The organism is Photorhabdus namnaonensis, from assembly GCF_001684335.1.
Taxonomy (GTDB): Bacteria; Pseudomonadota; Gammaproteobacteria; order Enterobacterales; family Enterobacteriaceae; genus Photorhabdus; species Photorhabdus namnaonensis.
Map to the genome: position 1 here is coordinate 80326 of NZ_LOIC01000044.1, position 14977 is coordinate 95302.

Consider the following 14977-nt stretch of genomic DNA (forward strand, 5'->3'; position numbering starts at 1 on the left):
GGTTCTGAGAGCTATTTTTTGAAGACCATAACTGTTACCGCGAAAGAACTCTTACTTCCATCGTTTACCTTATAATATAACTCTCCTTTCGTATTTCTCGGTAAAACACCCGACCCAGAAGAGTAGCCAGGAATAGTTCCGTCATGTATTGATGAACCCATTGATGTTGCAGCAGCTCCTGTAATTGTTTTGCCATTTAGCGAAATTATTGCATAATTTAAACTACCTTTTGAATGTCCGTAAGCTTGAATAATTGGAACTAGTACAATTCTGTCAAACGGTGCTGGTTCTATAATTACTCTGTTTTTGGGTTGTATAATGTAAACTTTTACAATATCGCCAGTGATGTTTGCAGCATCAAGAGTGCCATTGATCTTACAGTCTTTTTCAATAATGACGTTCCTCAATGTGCCTGATATCGCATTAATTTCACCACGGGCCTTAATATTAACGAATTCAGCATTTCCATTTTTATCTATTTTCCACCCAGAACTACCCGCCACATAATTATTTGATTGAATTACATTTGAAATTTTTGCATTCGTAATACTACCATTTTCAATAAACGCCTCTCTTACAAATAATTGGTTATTCTTTGCAGTCATAAATGGCACTAACTTTCCATTTACTGGATTCATAAACGTGAAGTTTTCAGCATTAAATCCAATATTTGTCGTTACTTTTCCGTTTTTAACTTCTGAACCAATAACCACACCGGCATCATATTCTTTTCCATTATACTTAATACCGGCTTTAATATTATAGATGGCTGAACCTTCTCCTTTTTGTTCAAAAACAGTTGTTGCCTTGGTTTCAATTAGAGCTTTCTGGTCTTTAAACTGCGCACTTGTCTGAGTCTTATATTCAGACAATGCTTTATCCGTGCTTGCAATAGCATTTTTATTTTCTTGAATAAGTCCTTTTGCTAAAGTGATTTTATTTGTATTATCATTAACCTCGGCTTTAACTTGATTAATATCTTTTGCCGTTGACTCATTTAATTTAGACACTGATTCTTTAATATTTAATACGCTTGAGTCAGTATTCTTAAATTGACTAGATACTTGCTGCTGATATTCAGATAATGCTTTATCCGTGTTTGCAATAGCATTTTTATTTTCTTGAATAAGTCCTTTTGCTAAAGTGATTTTATTTGTATTATCATTAACCTCGGCTTTAACTTGATTAATATCTTTTGCCGTTGATTCATTTAATTTAGACACTGATTCTTTAATATTTAATACGCTTGAATTGGTATTCTCAAACTGACTTGACACTTGCTGCTGATAACGTGCAAGTGACTGTTGATCCGATACTTGTACTTCGCGAACTTCAACAATTTCAGCTTTTCTATCTCCGTTTTCTTTCATCCAACGTTTAATATCTGCATCACGCGCGGCGGCATTTTCAAGTGCTGCCTCAGCATTTTCAAATGCTGCATCGGCATTTTTAAATGCTGCTTCGGTATTATCATCAATCTGAGATTGAAGCGCTTTCCCAGCGTCTGTTGTGAGAAACTTATCGCCCGCAGCGGCAACTATCCAGCTTGCATCAGAAGATGATTCCCCCCTTACAAACTCAGTCCACGGGCTTTGATTCCCGGACTTGTCAATTAAACGCGCACGAAAATAGAAAGCCACACCCGCAGCCAGCCCCTGCATTGTATAAGTTCGTTGAGGATACGGCACGTCAGCAAGCAGCATGAAATCATTGCCGCCATTTGTTTTGCTGTACTGAATTTCAGTATGTTGCGTGTCTGATGTGTCATTACCGAAATTCCAGTCTATTGTGATGCCAAAAACAATCGGGGTTGTACGGAAGTTAAGCGGTATAGGAGGATTACCCTCTTTACCCTTCAATATTGTTTCCTGCGCATTAGCCCAGATACTAGATATCTCTGATGCATTGATAGCACGAACGCGAACTTGGTAACGACCTGCATAGATATTATCGACTTCAAAGCCTAGGGCTGATGTTCTCTGCGCTGATACCCAGTTACCATTGTCTTTTCGCCATTCAGCCTCGTAAGCAATCGCATTTTCTACAGCATCCCAAGTTGCCCGCATCGTTGTGATGGCAAGCCCTTGTGATTTTGTAGAATAAGAACTAATAGCAATATTTTTCGGCGGCGCTTGAACACCTGGAGGAATTACAGAAATAGGGCGTTCATCAATCCGGGCACCGGTGTCAATCCGTTCATACTTATCCGGGTCGTGATAAACAGCACTAATTTCAAATGTGTTATCACCTTTATCACGTACACCTGTAACCCTGAATTGCTGAACAAAGAGATCATTAGCATCAATCGCCCAACCTGATTCAACAGCGGGCATTTCACTGTAGACTGTCGTGACAGTAACGACTTTGCCGCTAACTGCTTGTACCGTTCTTGCTTGTGATACGCCTGACGGGAGATTAATTAGCAGACGGTCGCCGGCTTTAACGTCAGCTATCCTGTCCAATGTAATATTGCGTTCCGACACAGCACTGATACGACCACCGATTACACGGCCTGCACGATTTCTATTAGCAACCCCGATGATGTGGCCGGGTAAAGGTATCTGTCCTTCTAAACCAACGCTGAACGATACTGCATCATCTTCGCTGTTTGTCAGTAATATCCATCTTCCACGCCGGTTAGCTTCACTTTGACGAGTACAACCAATTGCCGTAATTTCAGTTTGATTAATACCATAACGACGCACCAGTTTATTATCGGAAACAACTTCAACGGCATCATTATAGTGATTGTCGGGATCTGACCAACTCACCATTGCAGTTGTATATCGGGTTCTTTCACTTGCTGATGTGTATGAAAATTTTCCATTGATAACGTTCGCATGGTTAAAGATGTAATCCATATCGCGCGGCATATCAGCGAGTGCAACAAGTTGATTCTGTCCCCAATAAGTCATTCCACGGAAAATAGCGGCGAGATCATGTAATACAGTCCAAGCTTCATTGCGAGACTGAATATAGACATTGCATGTGAAGCGCGGCTCTTTGCCGTCACCACCCCGGCCATCGGGTACCAATTGATCGCAATACTGGGCAATACGATAGAGTTCTGCTTCGCTGACCAGGGTTGAGTTGATTCTGCTCCCCAGTCCGAACATATCCGATAAGATAAGGTCGTAGAAAATCCACGCGGGATTATCTGAATACGCCCACTTAAACGTACCGTCCCATATCCCTGAATACGTGCGATTAACAGGATCATAGTTAGAAGGTACGCGAATAACGCGGCCTTTCGGTTTACAGCTAATTCTGGGGATATCGGGAAATTGCTTGGAATCAAACTCAACATAAAGTAGGGCGGTATTCGGGTACCGAAGTTTTGCGTCGATAACTTCCGTGATTGCATGCACTAGCATTTTATCTGCAATTCTATTGCTGCTACTGTTCGGCGTCAGCCGCCGCACACGGATTTGCCAACCTGTGTTAGCTTTGGGTAAATCTATGCGATAAGAGCGCTCATAAAGTGTTGTTGTCTTACCGTCAACCGCGGCTTTCAAGACCTCTTTATAAGCTCCGCCATCTGTGGCAACATCTATTGCATACTCAATGCGATAACCCACTGTATCACCGTTATCTTTTTGACGCTGCAATTGCGGCCACCCAAAACGTAAACGGACAGCGGATAGCTTGGTATTAGAAACAGCACGAATCCACGGATGATCGCTTTTCAGTTCTGTATTTATCCTGATTTCATTTTCAGCTGCCGGTATTCCCTGAATATATTCTTGTGATTGAGTGCCCGGACGGAACTCCCATTTAACTCCTGCAAAGTTCAAACTTCCATCGGCATTAGATATAGGGGTATCGTTCAGATAGATATTGGTACCATCCAACCCACCAGCAAATTCACCCTCTCCCAGTGCCAAGAGTATTTTGGCTTTAGATATTGATTGGATGCTATCCGGTGATTCGACAGGAGTTCGTTGCTTACCGCCACCGCCTTTTTGACCTTTGATTACTTTTGCCATGTTTCACCAATAAAAAAACCGCAGTTATGCGGTATGAAAATTAGTAGATATAAAAAACCCAGCCAAGAGCTGGGTTAATTAGTATTGGGTTGTCACTTTTTGCTACCAGATTGACGCTTAGATGGTGACTTTGGTTTCTTTTCTTTTTTATTTGACCACCAGTCCGGTACTGGATCTGGCTCTATTTGTAACGCATCAGAGAGTGCAGAAATCAAACTATATGATTGCACACCATCGATATGTTCTGATAGAGACGGGGACACTTCTTGTCTTAACGGATCAAGAATAAAGTCGATTCCCTTTGTTCTTGCGTGTTTTGCTGCCGGAACAAAATCAGAATCACCAGCGACAAGAACGATCACTTCCACTAGTTTCTCGTATGCCAGTGTAGTGATATCCATCCCCAACTTAATATCCACAGCTTTTTGCTTGATATCATAATGGAAATCATCATTAGTTAAATCTTCCCACTTTCTTATCCCTTTTATTAGGTCAGTGAGAACATGGTCATTCAATTGCCATCTTTTATTGTCAACCAGTGTCCCCAACCTGAGAGCAGTTTTTCTGCTTTTTCTTAATTCCTCATGAAGCTTTGCCCTAAGAATATAGCTAGGATCAAGCTTAAAGTTCTTCCTTGGCGTTGTTTTATGATCTTTTTCTGATGGGAGAGGATAACGAGTTTGAATATCAAGAGGCGGGCAATCATAAAAATAAATTCGATATAGCTCTAATGGGACTCGTTTCTCATGTGAACCATGTTTTCCGTTTACATGGTACTGGACAAGGCCCCAAATTATTTTCATGAAATGAGCGGCTGTTAATTCACTGCCTTTAAAGTGTTTACGTCTTGTTGCGTTCACTCTTTGGATAAAGAATCCCGCATCAATTAGGATGGCTGTCTTTTTCATTTTTCTTCCAAAAAAAACGCCTAGAGCCGTTATGTAGATATTAACTATTGTCTACGAACGGGGCTAGGCTGGACAATCCAAATCTAATCCAGTTTACACCGTCATGTCAACTATAATTTTCAAAAATATCGTGATGCAGATCTCACCTATACCGCTCAACGTCACATGCAAATGCTTTCACTCCGCGAACAGTGAATGATTGATCACTGTTGATCTTCGGTATAAATCCCAGCGGAAATAATTGCCCCGCCGATTTCGCGCGTTCCGTACAGTACAGCAACCGGATTGCCCTGCGCTGTAGTGTTGACTGGCCCACCGAATGCATAGCTCGGCTTATTATCCGGGGATTCTCGCATTCTCAATCCTGGCATTTGTGGCGATAGCATTTGGACAACACCGCCTAGGGCCATTGATGCACCTACCATTGCGGTAGTTCCCCACATCCCCCCGGCTGTAAATGCCGCAGCTATTCCCCCGGATGCAATAGCAGCGGCAGTAATTAAAGCAACACCAAGTATTGTTTGAAATAATCCGCCTCGCTTACTACCAATAATAACCGGCAAAATATGAATATCTTCCCTGCCTTTTGTCATATCAAGTTCATCTTTACTGATATTTTTACTGCCAACAAAAATCGCAAACGTCAGCCCTTTTTTATGAGCCTCCATCATATACTTTTCAAAACCCGGCAATAAACAACGCATAGCATTAATTGCTTTTTTTGCATCTAACGCTTTATATTTAAATTCTTTACCGAAATGTTTAATTAAAGGTCCGTGCATACGGATTGTTCTCATTGGTACATCAATAAACGCCATACAGTTCACTCCACACAAAACCAACGAAAGCAGTTTTAATTCGCTTTATATGCAACTTTTTATTTTCTGAATTCGGTCATTTATTCTATAACTAAACAATCCACCTTGGTGATAAAAATTAACTTTAACTCCATCGTTCTCATCTACAACATCAACAACCTCAATCTGAGAATTGGAATACACTGTATAGCCGTTACCATAAGGTTGAATAAAAACACCTCCATATCTTGGGCTATTTTCTTGCCAGCCAAACAGGATGCATTCAGCTACATCCTTTGTTTGCTGCTTTGTGGACGCATAAACCTGATCTGGAGAACGGCTTCTCATGTCTTGAATACTTGAACAACCCGCCAAAATAAACGTACACAGAATAAGAATGTTTTTTTTCTTCATTGTCCTTTTCTCTCAGTCAAAAAAAGAATAAATCACAACAAGTCTTTATGACGCAATACCCTTACCGTTCTCTCTTTCCAATAGCCGCCGTAGGGTACACGCTGACTCAATTGTCCGTACATATGATGTAGTAGCATATTATCAGACAGAAGAATACCGGCATGGTTCGCTACTGGAGCAGAAACTTGCATGATCACCATATCACCTGGTTGTAGTGCGCCGCTGAACTCTCTGAAACCACATTCGTACCAGTTATCTAAGTAACGGTTTTCCTTGCCGTTCTCCCACCAGCAATAATCTACTCGGTAATCATTCAGTTCAATACCGTGCTCCTGTTTAAAGTAGCTCATGATGAGGCCCCAGCAGTCCGTATGACCCAATATGAACTGACGGCCAATTAAAGGCAGCTCTCCTCGCGGGTAAATAGTCCTTAAATCCCCTTCAGGACAACTGACAATATGCCAGGGTAATTCAGTGGCATCACATTGAGCCTTGTCTAATTCAGAGGGTTGGGTCGTTGCGTCCGGGTGACTGTGAACAATCGCGGTCACCGTTCCCCAGTCTTCCGCGTGAATATAGTCAACAGGATCAAGATGAAATTGCTCTTCGGGTTCTGTTGCCAAATTCCGACATGGAAAATATCTTTCTACCCGGCTTTTTTGAGCAACTACCCCGCAGCACTCTTTCGGGTATTCTGATTCAGCATGAACCATGATCGCTTTCAATGTACTGTCACGCATTGTCACCGCCTGATGAGTGCCGAGCCGGGGAAACCTCCGAACGGCAATGGCTCATCTTTACCAAATCGAGACTGACACGCTAGCAACAGACCGGAGCATTTGTCTTTACTGGGATCGTCAACAGGATTGTCGTTTTCATCAAAATACCGTGTTCCGGCGTAGTCACAGCCTTTGCCCGTTCGGTACCATCCACGAGCGCACCATTCACACAGACTATGAATCTGCCGTGTTGGGATCTTCAATCCTTGCAAATCAGCCGGACTCGCAAGCTCAAACTTTACGGCTTCGTCATCTTCTGATTCTTTCCTGTCGATATAGAAAACTTGTACTCTCTCTTGTTCAGGATCGGCTGTTGGGTTGCTATCTTTGAAATTAGTGGCGTCAAGATAATGAACAAAAGTGTCACGAATAGTCACTTTCGCCTGGACCATATCATCAAATCTCAGGCATAGCGCTGTGATTAACCCATCAATATTAGCAACAGCTAATTTGGGACGCGCGGACTGTCCGTCACTTGACATGTCTAAGCCTTCGATATTAACAGGCCACGGACCGTACTCTTTTCCCTGCCACCAGAGTGATTTTTTAGGCGGTTTATCGGTTTTTAACTCTGCCGAGGTATAGGGAATAGTTTCATTGTGAAACCTCAGAATATCAGCGCCAAATGCTGTTCCGTCTACTTCATACAACCGAATCGTATTGCCCGGTTCGAGTTTTTGCACATCAGCATTTATCATCATTATGCTCCTAAGGGTGATAAGCCTGGGTAAAGCTGGCAGACAGTGAATAATTCCCACCGCCGAGGGCTGTTGTCTTATACGCGTCGCAACGATAAAGCCCGACATCATCAAGTGATGGACTCCATTGAAATGATTTGTAACCACCGTGGCGGTCAATGAAATCAACAATCGCGCGGATATATGCCTCGTTGCCGACAAACGACAATTCCCATTTTTGGCTTTTCGGGTGAATGCCATCCCCGGCTACTTGTGCGTAGCCATCGCCGAATTGCGCTTTTCTGACTCGAAAATTCACATCAGCGGCGGCTTGAATGCGCGGTGACCACGTGAATGTCTCAAGCATTTATCTTCTCCATAGTGGGCCGCCCGGACGTAAATCTTTGTCACGGAGTTCGCGGTAGCGGTTATCGACAAAAGATGCAATCTGAGATCCAAACGCTTCCAATCCTGTCGGGGCTTGTGAAGACGTATTCCCATTGCCATCAATCTGAATAAAGACTTGCGGCGCGGCGCTGACTGCCTGTGTATTGGGACTAGACGCCCTAACACCTAATGAACCATCCGGGCCGCGTTTTAGCGGTAAAATTGCCTCCGGTCCAGCTTCACCCATCAAGCCCGTCGCGCCTTTAGCAAAAGCAAACAGTGTCGGGTTGCTGACAATTTGTCCACTATATGCGCTTAAACTTGGAGACGAATAAACGCCTCCTTTAGCGTTCAACTTTGGCGGCATTGGTACAAGTTGACCATTGGCTTTTGTAACTCCCCCACCAACGCCGGAAAATCCACCAAATAGCCCAGATACGGCATTGGTTATCATCGCCTGCATAGCAATGCGAATCAGATCTTGAATGATAGATTGAGCAAGAGAAGCGGTAAGTTCTTTCAGCGAATCAGAGAAACTCTTTGTTCCCATGAGCATCCCTGTTAGCGCATTTCCTGTTCGCTGTTCAACTGTATCCAACAGATTCATCTGCATTTTCTGAAAACTGCCCTGACTTGCATATAGCTCTTTCGCTGCGGTAAGTTGCGCCTCTTTCGATTTGTTGGTCGCTGCTGTCATCAGCATTTCATAACGCTCTTTGTTAATACGGCCATCTTCATAATAGGCCGTATAAAGAGCCTTCTGCTGTTCAAGCTGATTTTGCAATTGAATAATAGGATCGACTTCACCGGCCATATCAACATGTGGGGCAGAGGCCGCTTTAGCCTGTTCAGCTAATCTTTCTTTTGTTGCTTCTTGATTGAGAACCAACCTGGCTGTGAGGTATTCACGCTCAGTCAGTAATCTCGCATCAAAAATCGCCTTAAGCTCTTTGCTAGCCTCGGACTCTTGACGAACTGTAGCTTTAGCAGGTGCGTACTTTTCTGCTAACGCCATGCGCTCACGCTGATAATTTTCTTCATTCAATACAAGTAACTTGCTAACTTCTGACTGGGATACCCCGGCCTTTTTTGCTAATGCAAGAATTTTCTGATGAGTTTCACTCTCACTCGTACCTATCCGGGTTAGACTATCAGCATGTGCACTTTCTATTTCACGACGCAATTGTTGATATTGACTCAACACCTGCTGCCTTTTTGAGTCCCCTGCACCTGAGCCATTGCCCGTCCAAGGGCTGGCCGGTTTTTCTTCTTGTGGTTTTACTTCTTGTGGTTTTACTTCGAACTTACCACCCGCTAATACCTTTTTTCCATTCGCAATATTTTCATTTATTTTCTGCTCGGCAGTCTTAAGGTCTTCTAATTTGCTCTCTATTTGTTTCTTTTCTTTTTCTAGCCTCTTAGGATCATCATATAAAAAACCCAGTACCCCTTCACGGCGAGATTTTGAGATATTAATTCGGGTATCAGAATATCGTCCTAACTGGCTTTCTAACTGATTTTTCTCTTTTTTTATATTTTCTAAATCATCTTGCCATCCATCCATTTTTAATTCTATTTTGACTTTAGATAATTGTTGAAGCACTTCAACAGTTTCGATAGTAGCGTCTTTTAAATTGAGTATCTCTTTTCTTGACTCTACGCTCCTGTTATACAAATAAACCAGAGCTGAACCCGCCAACATTGCTGCGCCGAAAGGCCCGCCGATCAGGGATAAGGCTCCACTAGCCAACCCAGCTGAAACTGACAATGCACGAGTTGAAAATGATAATTGCCTATTTGCGGCAGCGAGTTTATTTTTTGCAGCCGCCTCATTGAGATTAGCTTCCCGAATTTGGCGACTGAGTGCGACATGTTCTTTTTGGTAACTGACATTAATACCATTTTGGCGATTAATAACAGATTGTGTAGCCAGCCAACGCGCTTGTTCCCCCGCCTGATTGCGCATGGCTCGTGCCGCATCAATAGTTTGCCTTGCAATTTCCGCTTGCTGCTTCGCAGCAGACCGAGTAGCTTTTTCTGTGCCACGCCAGGCACTGATATTCTCCCGCAATCCCGCTGTAAGTTTGGTTCCCAGTGCAGGGATCAAAGTATAGAGAGCAATATTAGCTACTGCATTAAAATTATCAGATAAGCTGTTAACTGCATCTGTTGCGGCTTTAACACCGGACCGCAGAGGCCCATCTGTACTTTGGCCTATCTTAATTGCCATTCCTTCGAATGCACTGGATAAACTGAGTAAATCGCCATTCAGGTTATTTACCCTGATCGCAGCCTGGTCATATGCCGTTCGGGTTCCCGTCAGTGCAACAGTCAACTCATCAAGTTTAGTTTTACTTTGAACCAGAATTGAAGCCGCATTGATGTTTTCCAAGCCAAATAACTTCACTGCTTCTTTTGTCGATAAATTCTTTTTTGATAAGTTCTCAAGTGCAGTAGACAACCCAACAACTGAGGGCTTCAACTTTTTATCTGTTCCCTTTTCAAGATGCAAGATTACGTTACGCAGTGCGGTGCCAGCTTCACCACCTTTAACTTCACGTTCAGCAAGTACTTGAATAGCTGCATTAAGTTCTTCAAAACTGACTTTGGCTTGAGCGGCAGCTACCCCCCCGTTTTTAATTGCTGCGGCTGTATCTGTAATTTCTGATGAGCCGTATTTCGCGCCCGCTGCAAGCACGTTAATATAGCGATCTGCTTCGGCAGCACTAACACCGAACTGATTGAGTGATAACGCCAGTGTCCTTGTTGCATCGGGCAAAGTCGTGCCGCCAGCTTGCGCCAAGATTAACGCTGAATTTGTTACCTTAATCAGCCCGTCGTTGGTTTTCATGAGTTCAGGTTTAGCGCTAGCCATCAATTTTAATGCTGTTGCGGCCTGGCTTGCGCTGTATTCCGTCGTGCGCCCCATGTGTTGCGCCGCATCATCAAATTGCTTCAATTGCGCACCTGTCGCACCGGTGATGGCAGACAGATCAGATAACGCCTGACCATATTGACGAGTTGTGCTGATAATACCGCCAAGAGAAAGACCGGTACCTCCAATTAAAGCCAGCTTCCCGGCCAATCCTGAAACGGCTTTCCCAACAGTCAAATAAGCCTGCTCCGCTTTCTTTGCATCATCTTGCACTTTTCTTGCAAAACGACCCGACTCACGGCCAGCTGAATCATACGCTTTAAACAAACTGGTTTTAAATTCTGTGCTGTTGAGTAATAACCCAACAGACAGCGTTGCTAAATTTGCCATTGCGTGAGTCCTTACAATAAAGCACGTATAACCGCTACACACTGCTCTTCTATTGAATCATCTTGCAGCGAAGCATTGGAATAAGATGGGGGAGTATTGACGGGCTTATCGTCATCGTGTTTGTTCCGAAGTTTGTAAAAAGCCTGCCAGTGGAGCAGAATGTCGGCGGGTAGTGCCGCTATTTTTCGTGGATCTGTCTCGCCGTGATGATCTGCCATACTAAAGATGAAGTTCAACAACGGCGAGTTGATTAGTTTTTTTCCGCTTCCTCTAGCGTGCCGATTGAATGCCTCTTAACTTTTGCAATTGCATCAAGCAAGGCCACGTTATCATGCGCCCTCAAAAGTTCGTCAGCTGTTGGAACCTCATCAACATGCAACTTTTTACCTGTTTCATCAACAAGGCAATCAATAATAAGCTGGATGTTAAGTAACGAGGCTTTTCGAATATCACCGTCATCACTTGCTTTTTGTACCGCCTCCTCTTGATCAAGTAGTTCAGCAGCACTTAAACGACGTAAATTGACTTTAGTTTCAAACAGTTCAACTTCAATGACTGTATTTTTTGTCTTTAGCAGTGAGGATTTTATGCTCATTGTTTATTACCTCCAGTTGTGGCTGGTTTTGGGGTAACGACACCCCAAACAAGGTTGTTTTGTTTGCCCTTGACGGTAATCTGTATCACTTCACTCGCTGGCGCTGTAATTTCGCTCATTTCCCAGCCCGACAATGCCAAGATCATTGTAGCCGTCCGTTTATTTGGCAGGGCAATATAGAATTGTACTGTTTCACGATTCTGCGCAGCATTCAGAAAGTTGGTGAAATCGACGTTTTCAGGATCATCAATGAAACCGAGTGTTTTCTCGGGGCCTTCCGGCATATCAGAAATAAACTGCTTATTAGTATCAATGAGCGTTGTGCAATCAATGAAGCTGCCTGTTAATCCTGTTGCGCCAAGCGCTTTACAGTTTATGAGTGGTTTCATTACATCAACTGTCTCACCGGGCTTGCCGAATTTTACGATTGTGCCAGCGGGAAGCATTGCGTACTCTGGCGAAGATTTATCAGCCATAATGATTACTCCAAAAATTTATTGATTTATTTGCTATAACTACTTAAAGCGTCGCGGATTTCTGCTGTAAGCGTTTTTAATACTGCTGATCTGTTATAATCAAGCGCGGGCCGGATGAACGGAGCTGCGATTTGCTTAACCGTGCCGAACTCTTGGGCTATGGCTTTCATACGATGTTTTTTGGTCGGGGCAACGGTGATCATTACTCCGTCCCGATATTTTTTAGCGCGACTGCTGCGGATTTTAATATCATCACGCATATGTGGTCCGGGGCTGTTTTTGTCATACCCAGCATGCCGTTGCATATCTTCTTTGACGACTTCCATTGCAGCTTTACCCGCTGAACGTAGAATTTTGGTCTGTAGTTCAGCGTCTAGCTCATTGAGTTTTCGCCCCAGTTCTGCCAGTCCCTTTACTTCAACCTTCATCATATAAATTCTCCGAATAGCAGATAATAAAGTCACGCGTCATGCGATATTGCACCCGACCTTTTGTCAGATCAGTTTTATCCTGATGCACAATGCCTCTTGTGACGGCCTGAACAGGATATTGCCCGATATAGCCATGAGTAATATTTTCCCATGCGTTTTTGACAGATTTGTCCAGTTCAAGTAAACGGGCATAGTCATCAATGAGATAAATCGATATCTGAAACCGAGCGTTGACTAACGAAGTGATAGCAAGACCGGTATCAAACTTCGGATCACTGATACGCTGGTATGTCACGCCCTCTTGAATATTATCGGGAAGCAACAAAGGGTAAGCGGGTAATTGGGTGATTTCCTCCAACGAAGCTTTAATGTCATATTCGATCATGCCGCGCATCCGCCTCTGCTGTGATAAGAAGTTTGTCAGGTTTGGTGCGGTCTGCTGCACGCACGGTAAACACGCGACCTTTCCATGCTATTTGCCAGTCAATATCAACATCTTTTCTCGGACGCAGAGTAAACAACAGCGTTTCAACAACCTGTTGTTGATCCAGTGTCCTGATTTTCCGGTTAGATATCGGTTCAACACCCGACCACACAGTAGCAACTAACTCGGAGGTTGTTCTTTCTGCGCCCGTTTTCGGATCACGAACGGTTGTGACACGATACAAACCGACGCGGAAACGTAGTTTGCCTGTTTCAATCATTTATCTTCTCACAATGGTATAAATCGGTAAGGTTCTAATAAGTTTTTGAATCCCGCAGGGAGGACTTTAGGCTCCCGGTTTTCATACCAGAACCCGACCGCTAGCATGATCGCTAATTTGATATCGTCAGTAATAACCAAACCCTCACTGATATCATCGGGTACCCGGTCATCAAAAAGTGGGCGGTTAATAAAATTCTCGGCGCGTTGATGGGCAGCTTTGGCATACGTTACCAGTAAGTTATCTTCTTCATCCGTATCTATGCGACATTGTGCCCGCAACTCTTCAATAGTGGGGATCATATCAACCTCTATAAAAAGGCGGCATACTGGCCGCCCGAAGATTACTTGGCGGCATCCGCCGCTTTCAGCAGTTTTACCGCGTTGCTGTCCACCAGCATTGAACCGACGCGCTTAGTGGTGTAGAACTGCACAAAGGGCTTGTTTGTGTACGGGTCACGCAACATACGAACACCGATACGGTCCAGAATGGTGTAGCAGCGTTTGAAGTTACCAAAGGCAATTGGCACAGCACCAGTCGCCAAGTCCGCAAACTGTTCATTTTCGGCAATGCCGTAACCCAACAGCGCGGAAGGCTGGCCCAACTGCAAACCCGGCTGCCAGATATAGTTACCCTGGCTGTCTTTCAGGGTGCGCACGGCGAATAACAATTTGTTGTTCATCATGAATTTAGCCCCATTGCGATACGGTTTACGCAGGGTATAAATCAGTTGCATGACTTCATCCGCAGTCACCTCGCTCGCTTTTTTTAGTAAAAGATGCTGCAAGGTACCCCACTCGCGGTCTTTGTCTGCTTTGTCATCAGAGCCAAAAGCCAGCAAACCCTTTGGTTTCTTGACGCCATCACCATTTGTAAAGGCCGCTTCTTCCTGCTCGGCAAATTCCTGAGCCAATTCACTGGTAATAAAGGCTTCAACATCAAAGAAAGCATCATCAAGCATACGTTGAGTGGCAGCCGGATTACCGTAGATTTCCCCCCAAACTGGATCGATAGTCCCTAGTTTAGCGGTTGCTGTTTCTGGGCGTTCATCAGTTTCACCCACCCAGCCGCTGGTTGTACCGCCCTTATTGACCAGTCTCTTGTATTCCGGTGTTCCAATTGGCACTACATTACATTCAGCACGCATCACGACCTCATCTTTCAATGCGCTGATGATATTGCGGTCTAACTCTTCCGGTACCGCATACCCCCCATCAGGATCGTTGGTCGTTTGCATGGCTTTTTGCTCCAGCTCGGCCAGCCCGTCTTCTTTACCTTTGCGGATAAACTGGGTGAATGCGGTCTTGTGCTCACTGGCCGCCTTGCTGTGGCCGCCTGCTGGGCGTTTCAGTGCCACCAACTCTTCTTCCAGCTCGGTTTTTAGGGCATCCAGTTCAGACAGTTTGCCATTCAACGTATCCACCTGCCCGGCCAATTTGCCTTTTTCGGCTTCAATAGCCTCGATACGCTTATCATTTTTCTCTCTGAATTCGTCAAAACGCTTTTGTAGTTCCTGCGCGACTTCTTCAACATCTTTCTTTTCAATAGCCATGATTGG

16 protein-coding genes are annotated in these 14977 nt (G+C 44.1%); all 16 read right to left on the reverse strand.

The annotated features are described in order from the left end of the window. Nucleotides 1-11: 11 nt before the first annotated feature. Entirely contained in the window at nt 12-3986 is a 3975-nt protein-coding gene (locus Phpb_RS27660; protein WP_065389985.1) for a TipJ family phage tail tip protein, read from the reverse strand. A 92-nt stretch (nt 3987-4078) separates the two neighbouring features. Next, on the reverse strand, nt 4079-4894 hold the full coding sequence (locus tag Phpb_RS08630; RefSeq protein WP_065389986.1) for an NYN domain-containing protein: 816 nt from the start codon (nt 4892-4894) through the stop codon (nt 4079-4081). A gap of 203 nt (nt 4895-5097) precedes the next feature. Next, nucleotides 5098-5712 carry a tail assembly protein gene (locus Phpb_RS08635; protein ID WP_109396585.1) on the reverse strand — a complete coding sequence of 205 codons (615 nt, stop codon included), beginning with the start codon at nt 5710-5712 and terminating at the stop codon, nt 5098-5100. A gap of 45 nt (nt 5713-5757) precedes the next feature. Next, complete coding sequence (locus Phpb_RS08640) at nt 5758-6105, reverse strand: hypothetical protein (protein ID WP_065389987.1); 348 nt, start codon at nt 6103-6105, stop codon at nt 5758-5760. 32 nt (nt 6106-6137) lie between these two features. Beyond that, entirely contained in the window at nt 6138-6845 is a 708-nt protein-coding gene (locus Phpb_RS08645) for a C40 family peptidase (protein ID WP_065389988.1), read from the reverse strand. Nucleotides 6846-6847: 2 nt separating this feature from the next. Then, nucleotides 6848-7585 (reverse strand): phage minor tail protein L, encoded by a 738-nt coding sequence (locus tag Phpb_RS08650; RefSeq protein ID WP_109396587.1) that lies wholly within the window; start codon nt 7583-7585, stop codon nt 6848-6850. A gap of 7 nt (nt 7586-7592) precedes the next feature. Further along, complete coding sequence (locus Phpb_RS08655; protein ID WP_065389990.1) at nt 7593-7928, reverse strand: phage tail protein; 336 nt, start codon at nt 7926-7928, stop codon at nt 7593-7595. Further along, the gene (locus Phpb_RS08660) at nt 7929-11213 is read right to left on the reverse strand and encodes a phage tail tape measure protein (RefSeq protein ID WP_065389991.1); all 3285 of its coding nucleotides are present in this window, start codon (nt 11211-11213) and stop codon (nt 7929-7931) included. Nucleotides 11214-11224: 11 nt separating this feature from the next. Further along, nucleotides 11225-11431, reverse strand: coding sequence for a hypothetical protein (locus Phpb_RS08665; RefSeq protein ID WP_065390083.1), 207 nt, complete (start codon nt 11429-11431; stop codon nt 11225-11227). A gap of 32 nt (nt 11432-11463) precedes the next feature. Then, nucleotides 11464-11808, reverse strand: coding sequence for a phage tail protein (locus Phpb_RS08670; protein ID WP_065389992.1), 345 nt, complete (start codon nt 11806-11808; stop codon nt 11464-11466). After that, on the reverse strand, nt 11805-12284 hold the full coding sequence (locus Phpb_RS08675; protein ID WP_065389993.1) for a phage tail protein: 480 nt from the start codon (nt 12282-12284) through the stop codon (nt 11805-11807). Before Phpb_RS08675 ends, Phpb_RS08670 begins: the two co-directional genes overlap by 4 nt. Before the next feature lie 26 nt (nt 12285-12310). Then, nucleotides 12311-12715, reverse strand: coding sequence for an HK97-gp10 family putative phage morphogenesis protein (locus Phpb_RS08680; RefSeq protein WP_065389994.1), 405 nt, complete (start codon nt 12713-12715; stop codon nt 12311-12313). After that, the gene (locus Phpb_RS08685) at nt 12702-13100 is read right to left on the reverse strand and encodes a hypothetical protein (RefSeq protein ID WP_065389995.1); all 399 of its coding nucleotides are present in this window, start codon (nt 13098-13100) and stop codon (nt 12702-12704) included. The genes Phpb_RS08680 and Phpb_RS08685 overlap by 14 nt, the downstream gene beginning before the upstream one ends. Then, a complete protein-coding gene (locus Phpb_RS08690) occupies nt 13087-13419 on the reverse strand; it encodes a phage head closure protein (protein ID WP_065389996.1) in 333 nt (110 codons plus the stop codon). The genes Phpb_RS08685 and Phpb_RS08690 overlap by 14 nt, the downstream gene beginning before the upstream one ends. Before the next feature lie 8 nt (nt 13420-13427). Continuing rightward, the gene (locus tag Phpb_RS08695) at nt 13428-13721 is read right to left on the reverse strand and encodes a head-tail connector protein (RefSeq protein ID WP_065389997.1); all 294 of its coding nucleotides are present in this window, start codon (nt 13719-13721) and stop codon (nt 13428-13430) included. Between the two features lie 41 nt (nt 13722-13762). Then, on the reverse strand, nt 13763-14971 hold the full coding sequence (locus Phpb_RS08700; RefSeq protein WP_065389998.1) for a phage major capsid protein: 1209 nt from the start codon (nt 14969-14971) through the stop codon (nt 13763-13765). Nucleotides 14972-14977: the final 6 nt, after the last annotated feature.

Coding starts and splice junctions, on each gene's coding strand:
- Phpb_RS27660 (WP_065389985.1), bottom strand. CDS start 3,986: ATGGCAAAAGTAATCAAAGGTCAAAAAGGCGGTGGCGGTAAGCAACGA.
- Phpb_RS08630 (WP_065389986.1), bottom strand. CDS start 4,894: ATGAAAAAGACAGCCATCCTAATTGATGCGGGATTCTTTATCCAAAGA.
- Phpb_RS08635 (WP_109396585.1), bottom strand. CDS start 5,712: ATGGCGTTTATTGATGTACCAATGAGAACAATCCGTATGCACGGACCT.
- Phpb_RS08640 (WP_065389987.1), bottom strand. CDS start 6,105: ATGAAGAAAAAAAACATTCTTATTCTGTGTACGTTTATTTTGGCGGGT.
- Phpb_RS08645 (WP_065389988.1), bottom strand. CDS start 6,845: ATGCGTGACAGTACATTGAAAGCGATCATGGTTCATGCTGAATCAGAA.
- Phpb_RS08650 (WP_109396587.1), bottom strand. CDS start 7,585: ATGATGATAAATGCTGATGTGCAAAAACTCGAACCGGGCAATACGATT.
- Phpb_RS08655 (WP_065389990.1), bottom strand. CDS start 7,928: ATGCTTGAGACATTCACGTGGTCACCGCGCATTCAAGCCGCCGCTGAT.
- Phpb_RS08660 (WP_065389991.1), bottom strand. CDS start 11,213: ATGGCAAATTTAGCAACGCTGTCTGTTGGGTTATTACTCAACAGCACA.
- Phpb_RS08665 (WP_065390083.1), bottom strand. CDS start 11,431: ATGGCAGATCATCACGGCGAGACAGATCCACGAAAAATAGCGGCACTA.
- Phpb_RS08670 (WP_065389992.1), bottom strand. CDS start 11,808: ATGAGCATAAAATCCTCACTGCTAAAGACAAAAAATACAGTCATTGAA.
- Phpb_RS08675 (WP_065389993.1), bottom strand. CDS start 12,284: ATGGCTGATAAATCTTCGCCAGAGTACGCAATGCTTCCCGCTGGCACA.
- Phpb_RS08680 (WP_065389994.1), bottom strand. CDS start 12,715: ATGATGAAGGTTGAAGTAAAGGGACTGGCAGAACTGGGGCGAAAACTC.
- Phpb_RS08685 (WP_065389995.1), bottom strand. CDS start 13,100: ATGATCGAATATGACATTAAAGCTTCGTTGGAGGAAATCACCCAATTA.
- Phpb_RS08690 (WP_065389996.1), bottom strand. CDS start 13,419: ATGATTGAAACAGGCAAACTACGTTTCCGCGTCGGTTTGTATCGTGTC.
- Phpb_RS08695 (WP_065389997.1), bottom strand. CDS start 13,721: ATGATCCCCACTATTGAAGAGTTGCGGGCACAATGTCGCATAGATACG.
- Phpb_RS08700 (WP_065389998.1), bottom strand. CDS start 14,971: ATGGCTATTGAAAAGAAAGATGTTGAAGAAGTCGCGCAGGAACTACAA.